General features: G+C 68.5%; 17 protein-coding genes. 11 read left to right on the top strand and 6 right to left on the bottom strand.

Annotation, left to right across the window (positions count from 1 at the left end; translation table 11 throughout):
- Positions 1-2 precede the first annotated feature (2 nt).
- Complete coding sequence (locus tag ACL58G_RS16070; protein WP_440967865.1) at positions 3-1,505, top strand: tetratricopeptide repeat protein; 1,503 nt, start codon at positions 3-5, stop codon at positions 1,503-1,505.
- A gap of 77 nt (positions 1,506-1,582) precedes the next feature.
- On the opposite strand, the gene ACL58G_RS16065 is transcribed toward ACL58G_RS16070, so the two are convergent.
- A complete protein-coding gene (locus ACL58G_RS16065) occupies positions 1,583-2,188 on the bottom strand; it encodes an isochorismatase family protein (protein WP_413385111.1) in 606 nt (201 codons plus the stop codon).
- Between the two features lie 52 nt (positions 2,189-2,240).
- On the bottom strand, positions 2,241-2,600 hold the full coding sequence (locus ACL58G_RS16060; protein ID WP_440967862.1) for a hypothetical protein: 360 nt from the start codon (positions 2,598-2,600) through the stop codon (positions 2,241-2,243).
- 196 nt (positions 2,601-2,796) lie between these two features.
- Between ACL58G_RS16060 and ACL58G_RS16055 the strand changes: the two genes are divergently transcribed.
- From ACL58G_RS16055 to ACL58G_RS16030, 6 genes are all read left to right on the top strand, one after another.
- A complete protein-coding gene (locus ACL58G_RS16055) occupies positions 2,797-3,960 on the top strand; it encodes a pyridoxal phosphate-dependent aminotransferase (RefSeq protein ID WP_440967860.1) in 1,164 nt (387 codons plus the stop codon).
- Positions 3,961-3,970: 10 nt separating this feature from the next.
- Positions 3,971-6,211: a hybrid sensor histidine kinase/response regulator gene (locus tag ACL58G_RS16050; RefSeq protein WP_440967858.1), complete on the top strand. Its 2,241-nt coding sequence runs from the start codon at positions 3,971-3,973 to the stop codon at positions 6,209-6,211.
- 159 nt (positions 6,212-6,370) lie between these two features.
- Complete coding sequence (locus ACL58G_RS16045; protein ID WP_413343930.1) at positions 6,371-6,862, top strand: Hcp family type VI secretion system effector; 492 nt, start codon at positions 6,371-6,373, stop codon at positions 6,860-6,862.
- A 17-nt stretch (positions 6,863-6,879) separates the two neighbouring features.
- Positions 6,880-7,485, top strand: a complete 606-nt coding sequence (locus ACL58G_RS16040; protein ID WP_440967855.1) for a peptidoglycan recognition protein family protein — start codon at positions 6,880-6,882, stop codon at positions 7,483-7,485.
- Positions 7,479-7,910 carry a hypothetical protein gene (locus ACL58G_RS16035; RefSeq protein ID WP_440967853.1) on the top strand — a complete coding sequence of 144 codons (432 nt, stop codon included), beginning with the start codon at positions 7,479-7,481 and terminating at the stop codon, positions 7,908-7,910. The genes ACL58G_RS16040 and ACL58G_RS16035 overlap by 7 nt, the downstream gene beginning before the upstream one ends.
- 95 nt (positions 7,911-8,005) lie before the next feature.
- A complete protein-coding gene (locus tag ACL58G_RS16030; protein ID WP_440967851.1) occupies positions 8,006-9,622 on the top strand; it encodes a Na+/H+ antiporter in 1,617 nt (538 codons plus the stop codon).
- A 9-nt stretch (positions 9,623-9,631) separates the two neighbouring features.
- On the opposite strand, the gene ACL58G_RS16025 is transcribed toward ACL58G_RS16030, so the two are convergent.
- On the bottom strand, positions 9,632-9,940 hold the full coding sequence (locus tag ACL58G_RS16025) for a hypothetical protein (protein ID WP_440967849.1): 309 nt from the start codon (positions 9,938-9,940) through the stop codon (positions 9,632-9,634).
- A 101-nt stretch (positions 9,941-10,041) separates the two neighbouring features.
- On the opposite strand from ACL58G_RS16025, the gene ACL58G_RS16020 reads away from it, so the two are divergent.
- Positions 10,042-11,169, top strand: coding sequence for a DNA topoisomerase IB (locus ACL58G_RS16020; protein WP_413345095.1), 1,128 nt, complete (start codon positions 10,042-10,044; stop codon positions 11,167-11,169).
- A gap of 23 nt (positions 11,170-11,192) precedes the next feature.
- Entirely contained in the window at positions 11,193-12,239 is a 1,047-nt protein-coding gene (locus ACL58G_RS16015; protein ID WP_440967848.1) for an L-dopachrome tautomerase-related protein, read from the top strand.
- Positions 12,240-12,331: 92 nt separating this feature from the next.
- Here the strand turns inward: ACL58G_RS16015 and ACL58G_RS16010 are convergent, their stop codons facing one another.
- Positions 12,332-13,222 (bottom strand): pyridoxamine 5'-phosphate oxidase family protein, encoded by an 891-nt coding sequence (locus tag ACL58G_RS16010; RefSeq protein WP_440967846.1) that lies wholly within the window; start codon positions 13,220-13,222, stop codon positions 12,332-12,334.
- A gap of 7 nt (positions 13,223-13,229) precedes the next feature.
- Complete coding sequence (locus ACL58G_RS16005; RefSeq protein ID WP_413385095.1) at positions 13,230-13,829, bottom strand: glutathione S-transferase family protein; 600 nt, start codon at positions 13,827-13,829, stop codon at positions 13,230-13,232.
- 103 nt (positions 13,830-13,932) lie between these two features.
- Between ACL58G_RS16005 and ACL58G_RS16000 the strand changes: the two genes are divergently transcribed.
- The gene (locus tag ACL58G_RS16000) at positions 13,933-14,826 is read left to right on the top strand and encodes a LysR family transcriptional regulator (protein ID WP_440967844.1); all 894 of its coding nucleotides are present in this window, start codon (positions 13,933-13,935) and stop codon (positions 14,824-14,826) included.
- 66 nt (positions 14,827-14,892) lie between these two features.
- Complete coding sequence (locus tag ACL58G_RS15995) at positions 14,893-15,615, top strand: aspartate/glutamate racemase family protein (RefSeq protein ID WP_440967842.1); 723 nt, start codon at positions 14,893-14,895, stop codon at positions 15,613-15,615.
- A 69-nt stretch (positions 15,616-15,684) separates the two neighbouring features.
- Here the strand turns inward: ACL58G_RS15995 and ACL58G_RS15990 are convergent, their stop codons facing one another.
- Positions 15,685-17,073 (bottom strand): FAD-binding oxidoreductase, encoded by a 1,389-nt coding sequence (locus ACL58G_RS15990; protein WP_440967840.1) that lies wholly within the window; start codon positions 17,071-17,073, stop codon positions 15,685-15,687.
- Positions 17,074-17,141 lie beyond the last annotated feature (68 nt).

Here is a 17,141-nt window from a genome sequence, read left to right as displayed (position 1 = left end):
CGGTGACGGTGGAAGACGCGTCCGACCTGCTGGGCCAGGCCGTCCGCCTGCACCAGCAGGGCCGGCTCGAGCAGGCGCAGGCCTTGTACCGACACGTGCTGGACCTCGACCCGCGCCAGTTCGACGCGCTGCACCTGCTGGGCGTGATCGAGCGCCAGCGCGGGCATCCCGGCCGCGCCGTGGAGCTGATCGAGGAAGCGCTGCGGATCGACCCGCAGCAGGCGCGCGCCCATTGCAACCTGGGCGCCGCGCTGCAGGACCTCGGCCGCACCGATGCCGCGCTGGCCAGCTACGAAGCGGCGCTGCGCCTCGACCCGGGCTATGCGCTCGCCTGGGACAACCGCGGCAACACGCTGCGCCGGCTCGGCCGCCTGGCCGACGCCCTGGACAGCTACGAGCGCGCCCTCGGCATCGCCCCGGCGCTGGCCGACGCATGGTGCCATCGCGCCATCGCGCTGCACGACCTGGGACGCCATGCGGATGCCGCCGCGAGCGCCGAACAAGCACTCGCCATGCGGCCCGCGTATGCGGACGCCTTCGTCGCGCTGGGCCATGCACTGCAGGCGCTGGACCACCACGCGGACAGCGTCGATGCGTACGACAGCGCGCTCGCGCTGGCCCCGCGGGCCGACACCTGGTGCGCGCGCGGCGCGGCACTGAAGAAATCGGGCGACCTCGCCGGCGCCCTGCACAGCTACGAACAGGCGCTGGCCGTGCGGCCCGACTACGCGCTGGCCGAACACTATCGGGCGAACACGCTGCGCGGACTGGGGCGGCGCGACGCGGCCGTGGCGTCGTACCGGCGCGCGCTCGACCTGGGCGCGGATGCGGACGAGATCGGGTTTTCACTGGCGGCGCTGGGCGAGGCGGAGCAGCCGGATGCGGCGCCGGCCGACTACGTGAAACACCTGTTCGACCAATATGCTGGCCGGTTCGACCGCCACCTCGTCGACGTCCTCGGCTACCGCACGCCGGCGCTGCTGGACGCCCTGCTCCGCCCGCACCTGGCCGCGCCACCCGTGCAGGCGGCGCTGGACCTCGGCTGCGGCACGGGACTGTGCGCGACTTTCCTGCGGCCGCTGGCGCGGCACGTCACCGGCGTCGACCTGTCGCAGCGCATGCTGGACAAGGCGGCGGCACTGGACCTGTACGATGACCTGACCTGCGCCGACATCGTCGACTGGCTGGCGGAGCGCCCCGCCTCGTGCGACCTCGCCGTCGCGGCCGACGTGCTCGTGTACCTCGGCGACCTGTCTCCGCTGTTCGCGCGGGTGCGGCGCGCATTGCATGCGGGCGGGCTGTTCGCGCTGTCGTGCGAGGCACTCGACGAGGACGATCGTGGTTACGCGCTCCAGCCGTCGAACCGGTTTGCGCATGCGCTCGGCTATGTGCAAACAACCGCGCAGGCGGCCGGCTTCGACATCGTCGCGGCGGAACGCGCCGTGCTGCGCCAGGATCACGGCCGCGACATCGCCGGCCACCTCGTGCTGCTGCGCGCGGCGTAATCAGGCAGTTGGCACGCCCTGGCCGCTGCCGCTCACGCCCAGCCGCACCACGCCGTCCACGCGCATCGGCGTCCGAATCAGGCGACGGAGAGTGCGACCATCCCGATCTCGCCCAGCCGCACCGGTACCGCCCCGCGCGCGACCATGCGGTCGAGCGCGCGGCGGCCGTCGCCCGGATTCACGTCGACGGCGCGCATCGCTTCCGGCACGATGAGCGTGTCGAGGCCTTCTTCCAGCGCATCCGTGACGGTGTTCAAGACGCAGTAATCGGTGGCGAGACCCACCACCGTCACGCGCTCCACACCGCGCGCGCGCAGCTGCGCCGCGAGGTCGGTGCCGCCGAACGCGGAATAGGCGTCCACGGCCGCCGTGTCGGCTTTCGAAATCACGATGGCATCGTCGGGCAGCGCCAGCTCGGCCGCGAATGCGGCGCCCGGCGTGCCGGCCACGCAATGCGGCGGCCACGGCCCGCCCTGTGCCGCGAACGAGCAGTGGTCCTGCGGGTGCCAGTCGCGCGACGCGAAGATGGGTAGATCCTGCGCCTGGTACAGCTCGATCAGGTGGTTGATCGGCGCGACCACTTCATGGCCGCCCGCCACGCCGAGCGCCCCGCCGGGCAGGAAGTCGACCTGCATGTCGATGATCAGCAGGGCATCCTGCTTGTCGAGGTGGATGGCACTCATTGAACTCTCCTGGAAGCGGTCGCGGTCCGCGATGCCCTATTGTCGCGCAAACTCAATGGCGCGTCTCGCGGGCGGCGATGGCGGCGGCATGGGCCGGATCGGGATCGTGCCCGCCGTGCCGGTCGAGGATCGCGGCGGCCCGCTCGGCCAGCGCGGCGTCGGCGGGGTTCACAGTGACCTGGCAGTCGCGCACGTCGTCCTGTGCCACCGGCGCGTACGTGTGCGAATACGCCGTCTTGCCCGTCACCGCGGGCGAATCGCCGACGGTGAAATTGCCCTGCACGGGACCGGTCTCGTCGATGCGGACGTCGATCGCGACGTCGTCGGCCGCGATGCCCGCGTCCAGCAGTTCGACGCGCGCCTGTTCGGCGGCCGTCACGTGCTTGAAGGTGCGTACGATGGGTTGCTGCATGGCGTTCTCCCGAATGGTTCACTTTGAATCACCGTACCAGAATCCCGCGCCGCGCGGCGCCCGCCGCCCCCCATTTCCTGCGCGCTATTTTCCACCAGTGCGGCATTGTTCTGCCGATTTAGTACAATCAGGCAACACCCAGCCGTTGCACCGTGCGTCATAACTTTTCAATAACACCATCCCAAGAGAACAAAAAATGAAAATTTCTGCCCGGATTGCTTCCTCCCGCCCGCTCGCCACCACCGCCATGCACGGCCGCGTGGAAACCTTGCGCAGCCAGGGCGAGGCCGTCATCGACTTCTCCATCGCCATCTCGCACTTCCCGGCGCCGCGGCCGGTGCTGGACGCGGTGGCGGCGGCGATCGAGCGCGAACGGATCATGCCATACACGAGCGTGGTCGGCGCACTGGACGTGCGGACCCGGCTGGCGGCCAAGCTGAAAAAGGAAAACGACATCGACGCGGGCACGGACGAGATCATCGTCACCAACGGCGCCAAGCAGGGGTTGTACGAAGCGTTGTATGCGTTGAGCGATCCGTACGACACCGTCCTGATCTTCAAGCCCCACTGGCCTGCGTATGTTGCTACGTCACAACTATTGGGCCTGCGGACGATCCTGGCCGATCTCCCTGAGGAAATCACGCCGGCACTGCTCGACGGCCTCGGCAAGCCGGACATCGTCATCATCAATAACCCGCACAATCCCACCGGCAAGGTGTACACTCGCCGGGAACTGGAACACCTTCGAGCATGGGTGGAGCGCATCGGGGCCCGGGTGATCGTCGACGAAAGCTACGAACACCTGATCTTCGATGGCGGACACACCAGCCTGGCGGCCTTGTGCGACTGGCGGAACATCGGCGTGGTAACGCTGTTTTCGGCCTCGCAGAGCTACGCCATGATGGGCTGGCGGGTCGGCTTCGCGCTGGCGCCCGCCGAAGTGGTCAACGCGATGCAGACGCTGCAAGGCCCGATCACGGCCGCCGCGCCGCATTTGTCGCAGGTAGCCGCCCACGTCGCGTTCGCGACCGGTGCGCCGCGCGCGATGATGGCGGACTACCGTGACCGGCGCGACCTGGCGGTACGGCTGTTTGCCGAGGTCCCCTGGATCGTCATGCACGCACCGGCCTCCGGTCCGTACCTGTGGGGAGACGTGCGCAGCCTGACGCTGGACACGGTCGGCTTTGCCGAAGCGTTGCTCGAGGAACAGAGGGTGGCGGTCATGCCGGGCGAGGCGCTGGGCGTGCCCGGCTACATCCGGCTCGGCTATATTTCGGACGACGTGGCGACCTTGCGCGAAGGCATCCGCAGGATCATCGAATTTGGGAATGCGTTTGTTGCCCAAAAGGCGGCAGATTGAAGATAGACAAATGACATCTGGCTTGAGCCGCTTCCGGCTGAACAGCCTGCGCAGCCGGCTCATGTTGCTGGTCGCGCTGGCGATCACGCCGCTGGCGGTGATGACGATCCTGTCCGGGATCCGCGAACGCGAACATGCCATCAAGGCATCGGAAGAGAACCTGCGCCGCCTGACGGGCATGGCGGCCGCCAACGAAGCCCAGTCGATCGAGGGTGCGCGCCAGATCCTCGTCGACCTGGCCAGCGTCCCGGACCTGATGGGCGACACGGCGAAATGCACGTCGCTGCTGTCCGACGTCCTCGACCGCAACGAGGGCTTCGTCAACTTCGGCCTCATCCAGCTCAACGGCGACGTCACCTGCAGCGCCGTCCCGCTGCTCCACCCCGTCAACCTGGGCGACCGCAGCCACTTCCGCCGCGCCATCTCGGAACGCAGGTTCATTGCCGGCGACTACGTGTTCGGCCGCGTCATCAAGAAGCACACGATCAACCTCACCTATCCCGTCATCGACCGCAGCGGGAAAGTCCTCGCCGTCGTGTTCGCGGCGATGGACCTGGAAGGGCTCGACACCTTCATCAACGACATCAACCTGCCGCCCGGTTCCGTGCTGGCGACGGCGGACGCGCGCGGCACCATCATCTCGCGCCGCCCCGATCCGGAACGCTTCTTCGGCACCAGGCTGTCGCCGGCGATGCAGGAAGCGCTGAACACGGCCGGCCAGCGCGCGGTGACGGTCCGCGGCGACGACGGCGTCGAGCGCCTGCACACGTTCGCGCGCGTGGGCGCGCCCGCGCTGACCGACTACACGGTCACGATCGGCATCCCCACCGAGACGATCCTGTCCGCCGCGCGCCACGACCAGATCATGTCCCTGCTGGGCCTCGCGGCGACCACGCTGCTGGCCATGCTGGCCGCGTGGCTCGTGGGCGACGTGCTGATCGTCCAGCGCGTGCGCAAGCTGATGGGCACCGCCGAGCGCATCGCGGCCGGCGACCTGGAAGCCCGCTCCGGCATCGCCTACGGCCACGAAGAGATCGGCAACCTGGCCCAGGCGCTGGACCGCATGGCGGCCGCGCTGCAGAAGAAAGAAACGGCCCGCTCGCTGGCCGAGCGCGAACTGCGCGCCGCCGACCAGCGCAAGGACGAATTCCTCGCGATGCTCGCGCACGAGCTGCGCAACCCGCTGGCGCCGATCAGCACGGGCGCACACCTGCTCAAGCTGCTGCACTCCGATAACGCCCAGATCACGCAGACCTGTTCCATCATCGTGCGCCAGGTCGACCACATGACGAGCCTCGTCGACGACCTGCTCGACGTATCGCGCGTGACGCGCGGCCTCGTGTCGCTGGCGACGCAGGTGCTGGACTTCAAGCGCGTCGTCGACGATGCGGCCGAGCAGATCCGCCCGCTGATCGCGGCGCGGCGCCACCGCGTCGTGATCGAGCTGCCGCCCGCGCCCGCGTACGTCAAGGGCGACCACAAGCGGCTCGTGCAGGTGTGTGCGAACCTGCTCAACAACGCAACCAAGTACACGCCGGAAGGCGGCACCATCCACCTGCGCGTGGACGCGGACGGCAACGACTACGTGCTGACCGTGGCCGACGACGGCATCGGCATGGAGCCGGTCCTCGTCGAACGCGTGTTCGACCTGTTCACGCAGGCCGAGCGCACGCCGGACCGCTCGCAGGGCGGCCTCGGTCTCGGCCTCGCCCTCGTGAAAAGCCTCGTCGAGCTGCACGGCGGCGAAGTGAAGGCCTACAGCGCGGGCCTCGGCAAGGGCTCGACGTTCACGGTACGCCTGCCCCGCTACACGCAGGACGTCGTGCTGGCGCCGGCGCCCGTCGTCGGCGAAGAACACCACGACGGCGGCGTGCCGCTGCGCATCCTGCTCGTGGACGACAACGTCGACGCCGTCCACACCTTGCAGCTGTTCCTGCGCTCCGGCGGACACCGCGTGGAAGTCGCGTACTCCGCCACGGACGCGCTGGAACTGGCGAAATCGTTCGTGCCGGAAGTCTGCCTGCTCGACATCGGCCTGCCCGACTTCGACGGCAACGAACTGGCGCGGCGCCTGCGCATGCTGCCGCAGGCGGCCGGTGCCACGCTGATCGCGATGACGGGCTACGGCCGCCAGCAGGACCGCGAGACGTCGATGGCGGCCGGGTTCGACCACTACCTCGTCAAGCCGGTGAATACGATGCAGCTGGCGGACATCCTGGCGGCGGCCGCCGAGGCGAACATCCGGCGTTAACGCGTCTGCGTATCGCGTTGATGGACTGGGGAGTCCATCTTACGATGCTGCAAAACTATCGCCACGTAGTTTCTCTCAACACCTGCGAATACTGATCTCGCATAAATATACTCGTGCCTTCCGGTCGAGAATCACGGATGGGCAACCGAGGAGAGAAACATGGCAGCTGATGTCTATTTGCAAATTGATGGCGTCAACGGGGAATCGAACGACGACAGGCACAAGGGATGGATCGAGATCGTGGCCGTTGACTGGGGTGTCACCCAGCCGACTGCCGGCACCGTGTCGACCGCTGGTGGCCACACAGTCGGGCGCGCTGTCTTCGATGCGATCCGGATTACGAAGGCGATTGATCTCGCTTCTCCAAAACTGATGGAACTGGCGGCCCAGGGCAAGACGATCCCGAAAGCCAAGCTCGAATTCTTCCGCGCGGACGGCTCCGGCGCGCTCAAGTATTACGAGGTCATGCTGGAAAGCGTGCTGGTGTCCAGCAGTAAAAAATCCTGGGGCGGATCTGGCTTGGTGCTTGACCAGTTCACACTGCACTACGCCAAGATCGCCGAGAAATACACCCAGCAGAAAATAGGCGGCGGTGCCGGCGGAAACACGTCCGGCGGATGGGATCTGGCAGCGAACAAGACCGCCGCCTGACAGGATGAAGTGACCTCATGCTCCATGTGGACACGCAAGGCTACGTCGTCAATGCACGTGTACAGCGGGCGCCGCGCCCACTGATCGAGCGCGGCGTTTTACAGCGGGTCACTGGGATCATTGTTCACCAGACCGGCGGCGGGTCTGGCGCCTCGACCTTGAATAGCTACACGATGCAAAACGCGAACGGCGCTCATTTTTTGATCGACAAGGATGGAACGATCCATCAGACCGCATCGTTATTCCGGCAGACCTGGCATGTGGGTAGACTTCGAGCGCGGTGTCTCGCTGAGCATCGTTGTAGCCCGACCGACCTTCATACGCTGAAACACTTCAGTCCAAAGACCGAACACCGGATGGAAATGGCGAAGCCCTCTCCTCAGCGTTATCCCTCGAACGAGGACAGCATCGGGATTGAGATCGTTGGTGCCGTGGTAGCCGGCAAAGGTCGGAACGCGGCCGAGCAGGGAGTCTACGAAACGGTGAATGAACAGCAAAACGCGTCGCTTCAGTGGCTGATCGCCGAGCTCACCTCGACTTTCGGCGTGCCGATGAGTGAAATCTTCCGGCACCCGGTCGTCTCCCGCAAGAACCCGACGGAAGCCGAAAGCGCATCATGGTAGTCGCTGCACTCCTCTTGGCCGTGACGGCAAGCGCGTCCGTAGCAATGGGCGATGGTTCCGGTACCGAACCAATAATGCGCAGGACACATCTTCCGCCGATCAGCGCAGTCACCCGTCGGAACAGCGGCGCGATCTCTCCAGAGGCAGGTGAACCTGCGGCGCAATGCTCTGGTTTCAAGCTCAGCGATCAGGAAATCCGCGAGTACATCGGCAAAGCGGCCGAAGTCTCAGAACACGATTACTTTCATATGCTCGACTGGTCGCCCTGCTATGCGAGCGGAGAAGTCACCTTCAAGAACGGCGTCAGGGGTATCTGGGCAATCCAGCAGTATCGTGCCGGCTCGCTTAAACTGGGCAACGGTCAAACCTTATACCTGTATTGTCCGAGATGCCGGGCCGACGCTTTCCCGCCTGCCGATGAATAATCAGGCCACGGCGGGTTGGTTGAACGTGTAGGCACGCGCAACCGTACCGTGGTCATCCGCACCATCCCTTATCATCGACCGTGAAAGGAGATGATATGGAGACCATCGAAGTCATCCTGGCGATGCTGCTCGCCGTGATCGCCAGCGGCTACGTGGCGCGGGTGCTGCCCATCGCCCTGCCCCTGCCGCTGATCCAGGTCGCCGCGGGCGCCGTCATCTCGGGCGTTTTCCGCCATGGCATCGCGCTGGAGCCGGACATCTTCTTCCTGCTCTTCCTGCCCCCGCTGCTGTTCGTGGACGGCTGGCGCATCCCCAAGATCGGCCTGTTCCGCGACAAGGCGACGATCCTGGAACTCGCGCTGGGCCTCGTGCTGTTCACCGTCGTCGGTGCCGGCTACCTGCTGCACTGGATGATCCCCGCGATGCCGCTGGCCGTGGCTTTCGCGCTGGCGGCCATCGTCGCGCCGACGGACCCCGTCGCCGTCTCGTCGATCACCGCGCGCGTGCCGATGCCGCCGCGGCTCATGCACATCGTCGAGGGCGAGAGCCTGCTCAACGATGCGAGTGGCCTCGTGTGCTTCCGCTTCGCCGTCGCCGCGGCCGTGACCGGACACTTCTCGCTGGCGCAGGCGAGCCTGACGTTCTTGTGGGTGGCGCTGGCGGGCGTCGCGGCCGGCATCGCGATCACGTTCGCCATCACGCGGGCGCACGGCATCCTGCAGCGCCGCTTCGGCGAGGAGGACGGCGTCCCGGTGCTGATCAACCTCCTGACGCCGTTCGGCGCCTACCTCGTGGCCGAACGCCTGGAGGCATCGGGCATCCTCGCGGCCGTGGCGGCCGGCATCACGATGAGCTACCTGGAATTGTCGGGCGGGGCGACGCCGGGCACGCGCATCCGCCGCAACGTCATCTGGGACGCCCTGCAATTCACGTTGAACGGCACCATGTTCGTGCTGCTGGGCGAACAACTGCCCGACATCGTACGCGGCGCGCTGCACCCGGCCGGCGGCACGCCGTACGACCTGTGGTGGCTCGTCAGCCGCGCGCTCGCGTTCAGCCTGGGGCTCGTGCTGCTGCGCTTCGCGTGGGTATGGATTTCGCTGCAGCTGACGATCCTAAACCGCAAGCGCCTGGGCCGCCAGGTCTTCAAGCCGAAACTGCGCGTGATGCTGGCCACGTCGGTGGCGGGCGTGCGCGGCGCGCTGACGATGGCCGGCGTGCTGACCCTGCCGCTCGCGCTGCCGAACGGCGATCCGTTCCCCGCGCGCCACCTGGCGATCTTCCTGGCCAGCAGCGTGATCGTGGTGTCGCTGCTGCTCGCCAGCGCCGCGCTGCCCGCCCTGCTGCGCGGCCTGGAGATGCCGGCCGAGCCGGATGCGAAATGCAGCGAGGACGATGCGCGCCACGCGGCCACGCTGGCGGCCATCGCCGCGCTGGAACGGGCGCAGCAGGCGGACGGCCAGGACGACAACCGGGCCGTGGCCCACGTGCTGCGGCTGTACCGGCACCGCCTGAACGCGACCGACACCGCGGGCGGCAATGGCGACGCACAGGCACTCAAGCGCACGGAGCACAGCTACCGGCTGCTCGCGCTGAACGCGGAGCGGGACACGGTACTGCGCCTCGCACGGCGCATGGATATCTCGGACGAGACGGCACGCAGGCTGCTGCGCCAGATCGACCTGCTGGAGGCGCGGTATCAACAAAACTGAGCAACAGAACTAGTCGGCGGTTCCCAGGCTGCTGCGCAACCAGTCGCGCCCCCGCCCGTCCAGCGCCTTCGCGATGACGTCGGGCGGCAAGCTGTACACGGTGGCCCACGTCGCGCGGCCGTCCGGCGCGTTGGACGGGAAGCTCGTCGTCTCGATCGGCCAGTGGTACTTGCGCTTGAGCGCGCGGACGATGGCGGCCAGCGTCACGCGGCCGCGCAGCGGCTCGGCGCCCGCCTGGTCGGCGTTGGACAGCAGGATGGCGAGCACCATGCCGCGCGCGGTGCGCGGGCCGGGGAAGATGGGTGATTTGCTGGACATGGCGCCATTCTAACGGGCCTGCACTACGTTAGTTCGCGAACGGTGCGCGACGAAGGCCGGCGTAGACTGGCGGCAGCCTCACTGCGAACGACGAGTCCCCGATGAAGAGCGAAGACCACGCCTTGCACGACCCGGTGCCGAACACCGATCCGCCTGCCGCCGCCAGGGCCGCGGGCCTGCGCTACGTCCACGACGACCGCCCGGGCATCTTGCGCGAGCCGGTCAAGGACGGCTTTCGCTACCTCGACGCGAAGGGCGAACCGGTCGAGGACGAGGCCACCCTCAAGCGCATCAAGTCGCTGGCGATCCCGCCCGCGTGGACGGACGTGTGGATCTGCCCCCAGGCCAACGGCCATCTGCAGGCGACGGGCCGCGACGCGCGCGGACGCAAGCAGTACCGCTACCACCCGAAATGGCGCGAGGTGCGCGACGAGGTCAAGTACGAACGGATGATCAAGTTCGGCAAGGCGCTGCCGCAGATCCGCAAGGAAGTCGACCGCGCGCTGTCCCTCCCCGGCCTGCCGCGCGAAAAAGTCCTCGCGACGATCGTCTACCTGCTGGAAGCGACGATGATGCGCATCGGTAACGACGAATACGCCCGCGAGAACAAGTCGTACGGCCTGACCACGCTGCGCAACCGCCACGTCAGGATCGACGGCAGCGAAGTCGGGTTCCGCTTCCGCGGCAAGAGCGGCGTATACCACGACGTCAAGGTGCACGACCGGCGCCTCGCCCGCATCATCCAGCGCACGCGCGACCTGCCCGGCCAGGACCTGTTCCAGTATCTCGACGAAGACGGCGAAACGCACACGGTGGGATCCAGCGACGTGAACGACTACCTGCGCACGATCACCGGCGAGGATTACACGGCGAAGGATTTCCGCACGTGGTCCGGGACCGTCCTCGCCGCGATGGCGCTGCAGGAATTCGAAGCCGTCGATTCTGACACGCAGGCCAAGAAGAACGTCGTGCGCGCCATCGAATCCGTCGCGGAACGTCTGGGCAACACGCCGTCCGTCTGCCGCAAGTGCTACGTGCACCCGGCCGTGCTGGACGCCTACCTCGACGGCACGATGCTCGAGGGCCTGCGTGCCCGCGCCGAGGAAAGCCTCGTCGAGGACCTGAAGGACCTGCAGCCCGAAGAGGCGGCCGTGCTCGCGATGCTGGAACGGCGCCTCGCGCAGGAAACCGCCGCCAACGACCTGGCCGTGAAACGGCGCGCCGCCTGAATCCAACCAACGAAAGGAACCCCATGAGCAGCATCGAACTCGTCGCCGGTTTCGGCCACCAGGTGACGGGGGTCACCGTCGCCGAGGACGGCCGCATCTTCGTCAATTTCCCGCGCTGGACCGAGGACACCGCGGTGTCCGTCGCCGAATTGAAGGATGGCCGGCTGCGCCCGTACCCGGACGAAGGCTGGAACGGCTGGCGCAACGCGAACAAGGACGAGGTGACGCCGCACGACCACTGGGTGTGCGTGCAGAGCGTCGTCGCCGACCAGCGCGGCAGCCTGTGGGTGCTCGACCCGGCCGCGCCGGCGCAGGCGCACCTGGTGGCCGGCGGCGCGAAGCTCGTGCGCATCGACCTCGCGACCGACGAGGTGACGCAGACGATCGCCTTCGACGAGGAAGCCGCGCCGCAAGGCTCGTACCTGAACGACGTGCGCTTCTCGAACGACGGCAAGGTCGCGTACATCACCGATTCCGGCGTGCGGGGCGCGCTGCTCGTCGTCGACATCGCGTCCGGCAAGGCGGCGCGCGTGCTGGACGGCCACCCGTCCACGCAGATGAAGAAGGGCCTGGACGTGACGGCCGACGGCAAGGTCCTGCGCCGCCCGGACGGCCGCGGCGTGGAATTCTCGGCGGACGGCATCGAGCTGTCCGGCGACGGCAAGTACCTGTACTGGCAGGCGATCAAGGGCGACGAGCTGTATCGCATCCCGACGGCCGCCCTCACCGGTCCGGGGTTCCGGGGCGTGGACGTCGGCGCACAGGTCGAACCATACGGGAAGAACGGCGTCAACGACGGCCTCCTCATCGCGCGCGGCACCGAGCTCATGTACCTGACGTCCGTGCAGGACGATGCGATCAAGGTGCGCGACCTGTCCGAAGGCCCGTCGGCGCCGGCGCGCATCGTCGTGCAGGACGAGCGGCTGCGCTGGCCGGATACGTTCGGCCAGGGACCGGACGGGACGATCTACGTGACCACGTCGCACATCCAGGACTCGGCGTTCTTCAAGCCGGAGGCGCCGGCGGCGTTGCCGACGCAGTTGTGGAAATTGACCGGGTCCGCCACGTAACCACGTCGCCCCCGCGCAGGCGGGGGCCCAATGATGCACGCGTTGCGATGACGCTCGCAGAGCTTGGGTTCCCGCCTCCGCGGGAACGACGTTCAAGGGCTATCGGCCAGCCCTATCGCGCCATCCCGCAACCACCCGCGCACGATCCGGAACCGCCACGTCCGCTCCACGGGCGGCACGCGCTGCGGCTCGGCCGCCTCCCAGTCCACCTCGACGACACCCTGCAGCTGCAGCACGTCGCCGGTCGCGAAGTCGGCCACCACGATCGCCGCGCGCGGCTCCACCAGAAAATTGCCGAGCGTGTTGAAGTAGCGGTTGCCCGCGTAATCGGGCACAACGAGCACGTCGCCATCCAGCCGCGCGAAGCCGGCCGGGCCGCCCCGGTGCGAAACGTCCAGGCCCGCGGCACCGTCCTGCGCATCGGCGCCGCTGGCGCTGGCCACGAACAGCGTGGGCGTCGCCGCCAGCATCGCGCGCGCCCGTGCCGGCAGGCCGGCATCGAATGCCGTCACCGGGCCGGCCGTGCGCTCGACCGGCTGCAGCGCGCGCACGTGGATGTAGCGCGGGCAGTTGCCGAACGATTGCGCGACGTCGACCGCGAATCCGGCCTCTCCGCGTACCGCGACGACGCCGTTCAGCCGGTTGCGCCGGCGCGTGGCCAGGTCGATGCCGAGCATGCCGACCTTCGAGCCGGCCACCAGCCGCGCACGCACGGGATCGTCGGGCGATGGCAGCGCGGCCACGTCGAGGCGCGCCGGATCGGGCGAGCTGGCGAAGCCCGGCGGCCCCTGCACGAGGGTCGCCAGCGGCCAGCCTTCGTCGTCCGCGACGGCCAGGGCCACGAACGGCAGCAGCGGAAAAAAGGTCCGGTGCTGGTCCGGCATGCGGTTGCGGATCGGCGCGTTGAACGGGTCGACGCCGGCCAGCGCCTGCGCAATCAACTCGCCTTTGTGGAACGGCATCGGGATACGGTCGCCATCCATGATCGCCTCACTCCCCCGGCATCGCGACGAAGCCCGGCAGCGCCTCCACGCGGGCGATCCACGCGCGCACCCGCGGGTACGGATCGAGCGCGATGCCGCCTTCCGGTGCGTGCGCGATATAGCTGTAGCAAGCGACGTCCGCGATCGTGGGCGCGGTGCCGGCGAGCCACTCGCGCGCGGCCAGCTCGCCTTCCATCAGGCCCAGCACGCGGGCGGCCAGCGCCTGCGACAGCGGCGCCGGCACGCCGGTGTCGTAGAACCGGGCCGACACGCGCGCGGCGGCCGGGCCGAACATGATCTCGCCCGCCGCCTGCGACAGCCAGCGCTGCACGCGGGCGGCGCCGACAGGGTCTTCCGGCAGCCAGGCGCTGCCCGGCGCGTAGCGCTTCGCGAGGTAGACGAGGATGGCGTTGCTGTCGGCCAGCACCACGTCGCCATCCTGCAGCACCGGGATCTGGCCCAGAGGATTCAGCGCGCGGAACGCGGGCGACTTGCGCACGTCGGCCGGGCTGTCGGCGAAGTCGTAGGTCAGGTCGAGCAGGTGCAGGAACAGCCGGGCGCGGTGCGTGTGGCCGGACAGGGGGGTGCCGTGGAGGATGCGGGTCATGGTCATGTCTCTGGTCGTTGTCGGTTCCTGCATCGTAGCGCCGGACCATTCACGCCGGAATCCGGCATAATGACAATTCAGCATTCCGACTTTTGCAATAATCATGGACCGACTCGACGAGCTGCACGTGTTCCTCGCCATCCTCGACGCGGGCAGCATGGCGTCCGCCGCGCGCAAGGTGGGCCGCTCGCCGGCGGCCGTCACGCGCATCCTGGGGATCCTGGAAAGCCGCGCCGGCGCCCGGCTGTTCGAACGCAGCACGCGCCGCCTCACGCCGACGGAAACGGGCCTGCGCCTCGCGGAACAGGCGCGCCGCCTGCTGGCCGACTACGACGCCGCGCTGCAGCCGCCCGGCGCCGGCACGCCGCGCGGCCTGCTGCGGCTCACGGCGCCCACCGTGTTCGGCCGCCGCCACGTGGCGCCCGTCGTCACGCGCTTCCTCGCGCTGCATCCGGACATCCAGGTCGACCTGACGCTGTCCGACCGCAACGTGGACCTGATCGAGGAAGGCATCGACGCCGCGCTGCGCATCGGCGCGCTGGCCAACCTGAGCCTCGTCGCGCGCCGGCTGGGCGAGGTGCGGCGCGTGACGGTCGCGAGCCCCGCCTACCTCGACCGGCGCGGCACGCCGGCGGTGCCGGCCGACCTCGCTGGCCACGAATTGATCATGTCGACGGCCGTACGCAGCGTGGCCGAATGGCGCTTCCGCGCGGACGGCCGCGAGCACGTGGTGCGCTACAGCCCGCGCCTGCGCATGAACGACACGGAAGCCATGCTGGCGGCCGCGCGCGACGGCTTCGGCATCGCACGGGCGCTGTCGTACCAGGTCGAGCCGGATTTGCGGGCCGGCGTGCTGCGCCGCCTGCTCGTGGACTACGAGCCGGAACCGGCGCCCGTGCACCTCGTCATGCCCAGCAGCCGCCACATGGCGCCGCGGCTGCGCGCGTTCGTCGACTTCGCGGTGCGGGAATTCGCGGCGCTGGACGTGATCCGCTGACGCGCCGTCCGTGCGCGGGCGCACAACCGCTTATACTCGACGGCTACACACCGACAGGGGATACGCATGACGCAGAAGATCATCGGGATGCTGGGCGGGATGAGCTGGAAAAGCTCGGCCGAATACTATCGCCTCATCAACGAGGGCGTGCGCGACCGTCTCGGCGGCCTGCATTCGGCGCGCTGCCTCATGTGGTCGTTCGACTTCGACGACATCGCCGTCCTGCAGCGCGAAGACCGCTGGGACGATGCGGCGCGGCTGATGGTCGAGGCGGCGCAGCGGCTGCAGCGCGGCGGCGCCGATTTCCTCGTCATCTGCACGAACACGATGCACAAGGCGGCGCCGCAGATCGAGGCCGCCGTCGACCTGCCCCTGCTGCACATCGCCGACCCGACCGCCGCGCGCATCAAGGCCGCAGGCTACAAGCGCATCGGCCTGCTGGGCACCGCCTTCACGATGGAACAGGATTTTTATAAAGGCCGGCTGGCCGACAGGCACGGCCTGGACGTGCTCGTGCCCGATGCGGACGATCGCGCCACGGTCCATCGCATCATCTACGAAGAACTTGTGCAGGGACGCGTCGAAGCGGCATCGCGCGAAGCCTACCGCGGCGTGATCCGGCGCCTGGTCGCGGCCGGCGCGGAAGCGATCATCCTCGGCTGCACCGAAATCATGCTGCTCGTCGGGCCCGAGGACTGCCCCGTGCCACTGTACGACACGACGGGGCTGCATGCCGAGGCGGCGGTCGCGCTGGCGCTGTCATTACCGATACGCGCTGTTGAACGGTAGAGTGGGCTCCCCGAGCCCACGCGCACGCCGGCGTCATGCACACGTCCGCGTGGGCACGTCGTGCCCACCCTACCCGGCCGGTGCGATGTTGTGATTGAAGCGGAACAGGTTGTCCGGATCGTAGCGCCGTTTCACCTGCACGAGCCGGTCCCAGTTCGTGCCGTACGCCTCGTGGATGCGCGCCCCCTCGTCCTGCGTCAGGAAATTGATGTACACGCTGCCAGCCGCATACGGCGCCACGGCCCCGAAGAACTCCCGTGCCCAGGCCACGCAGCGCGCGTCGTCGGCGGCATCGAGCCAGCGCCCGTGCACGTTCATCGCGTACATCACATTGCGGTGCGGGTACGCGGTGGCATCGACGGCCGGTTCGTTCGCGCGGCCGCCGATGAGGCCCAGGAAGATCTCGCACTGCGGCGTCGGCACCGCGGCGGCGTAGCGCAGCACGAGGTCGACGGCCTCGTCGGACAACGTGGTGAAGTTGTGCGACTTCCAGTAATTGCGCGCGCCCGGCGCCAGCAGCGGGTCGAACGTCTTCTGCCACGCCGCGTACGGCACGGCGCCCACGTGTTCGCCCAGCACGTCGCCGAACGACCGCACGGGAGCCAGCGCCGGCTCCGCTTCCTCCGGCGGGCGTGGCGAGAACACCGCCAGCGCGACGATGTCCTGGCCATGCACGGCCTGCGGCAGGAACGGCAACGGCGGCGCCTTGCGTAATACGGCCCAGATCGAGACGTCGTTCGGCAGCGTGTCCACGTAGTCGCGGTAGCGGCGCAGCACCGCTTGTCCCTGCGCGGCCGGGAACACGACCAGGCCGGCCGTGACGAGCGGCCCGACGGCGTGCAGCGCGAATTCGAAGCGCGTGACCACGCCGAAGTTGCCGCCCCCGCCGCGGATCGCCCAGAACAGATCCGGCTCCTGGCGCGGACCGACGTGGCGCCGGCGCGCGTCCGCCGTGACGATCTCGGCGCCCACGAGGCTGTCCACCGTGAGCCCCAGCATGCGCGACAGCCAGCCGAAGCCGCCGCCCAATGTCAGGCCAGCCGCGCCCGTCGTCGAGTTGATGCCGAGCGGGACGGCGAGGCCGCAGGCCTGCGTCTCGTGGTCGACGTCGGCCAGCAGCGCGCCGCCGTCGACGTACGCGAGGCAGGCGTCCGGGTCGACGTGGACACTGCGCATCCCCGCCAGGTCGATCACGAGCCCGTCGTCGCAGATCGCATTGCCGGCGATGTTGTGGCCGCCGCCGCGCACGGCCAGCGGCAGGCCGTGGTCGCGCGCGAACGCGACGGCCGTGCACACGTCGGCCGTGCCGGCGCAGCGCGCGATCAACGCCGGCCGGCGGTCGATCATCGCGTTCCAGATCTGCCGCGCGCCATCGTAGTCCGGGTCGCCCGGCTGCAGCACGGGTCCCCGCAGGGCGGCCTTCAGACCGTCCAGCACTTCAGGTTTCATTTGCGTCATCGCTGCCTCCGCCCGGCGAACCCGGCAGGTGGCGGCCGCCAACCGCCCGCGCCGTTCTTGCAGCATAG

Origin of the sequence: Massilia sp. GER05 (assembly GCF_052056005.1) — a bacterium.
In the GTDB taxonomy this organism is placed as follows: domain Bacteria; phylum Pseudomonadota; class Gammaproteobacteria; order Burkholderiales; family Burkholderiaceae_D; genus Telluria; species Telluria orientalis.
The sequence above is the reverse complement of the archived record's forward strand: the minus strand, read 5'-3'. Positions and strand labels throughout refer to the sequence as shown.

Coding starts and splice junctions, on each gene's coding strand:
- ACL58G_RS16065 (WP_413385111.1), bottom strand. CDS start 2,188: ATGAGTGCCATCCACCTCGACAAGCAGGATGCCCTGCTGATCATCGAC.
- ACL58G_RS16055 (WP_440967860.1), top strand. CDS start 2,797: ATGAAAATTTCTGCCCGGATTGCTTCCTCCCGCCCGCTCGCCACCACC.
- ACL58G_RS15990 (WP_440967840.1), bottom strand. CDS start 17,073: ATGACGCAAATGAAACCTGAAGTGCTGGACGGTCTGAAGGCCGCCCTG.
- ACL58G_RS16045 (WP_413343930.1), top strand. CDS start 6,371: ATGGCAGCTGATGTCTATTTGCAAATTGATGGCGTCAACGGGGAATCG.
- ACL58G_RS16005 (WP_413385095.1), bottom strand. CDS start 13,829: ATGACCCGCATCCTCCACGGCACCCCCCTGTCCGGCCACACGCACCGC.
- ACL58G_RS15995 (WP_440967842.1), top strand. CDS start 14,893: ATGACGCAGAAGATCATCGGGATGCTGGGCGGGATGAGCTGGAAAAGC.
- ACL58G_RS16020 (WP_413345095.1), top strand. CDS start 10,042: ATGAAGAGCGAAGACCACGCCTTGCACGACCCGGTGCCGAACACCGAT.
- ACL58G_RS16050 (WP_440967858.1), top strand. CDS start 3,971: ATGACATCTGGCTTGAGCCGCTTCCGGCTGAACAGCCTGCGCAGCCGG.
- ACL58G_RS16010 (WP_440967846.1), bottom strand. CDS start 13,222: ATGGATGGCGACCGTATCCCGATGCCGTTCCACAAAGGCGAGTTGATT.
- ACL58G_RS16015 (WP_440967848.1), top strand. CDS start 11,193: ATGAGCAGCATCGAACTCGTCGCCGGTTTCGGCCACCAGGTGACGGGG.
- ACL58G_RS16035 (WP_440967853.1), top strand. CDS start 7,479: ATGGTAGTCGCTGCACTCCTCTTGGCCGTGACGGCAAGCGCGTCCGTA.
- ACL58G_RS16000 (WP_440967844.1), top strand. CDS start 13,933: ATGGACCGACTCGACGAGCTGCACGTGTTCCTCGCCATCCTCGACGCG.
- ACL58G_RS16030 (WP_440967851.1), top strand. CDS start 8,006: ATGGAGACCATCGAAGTCATCCTGGCGATGCTGCTCGCCGTGATCGCC.
- ACL58G_RS16025 (WP_440967849.1), bottom strand. CDS start 9,940: ATGTCCAGCAAATCACCCATCTTCCCCGGCCCGCGCACCGCGCGCGGC.
- ACL58G_RS16060 (WP_440967862.1), bottom strand. CDS start 2,600: ATGCAGCAACCCATCGTACGCACCTTCAAGCACGTGACGGCCGCCGAA.
- ACL58G_RS16040 (WP_440967855.1), top strand. CDS start 6,880: ATGCTCCATGTGGACACGCAAGGCTACGTCGTCAATGCACGTGTACAG.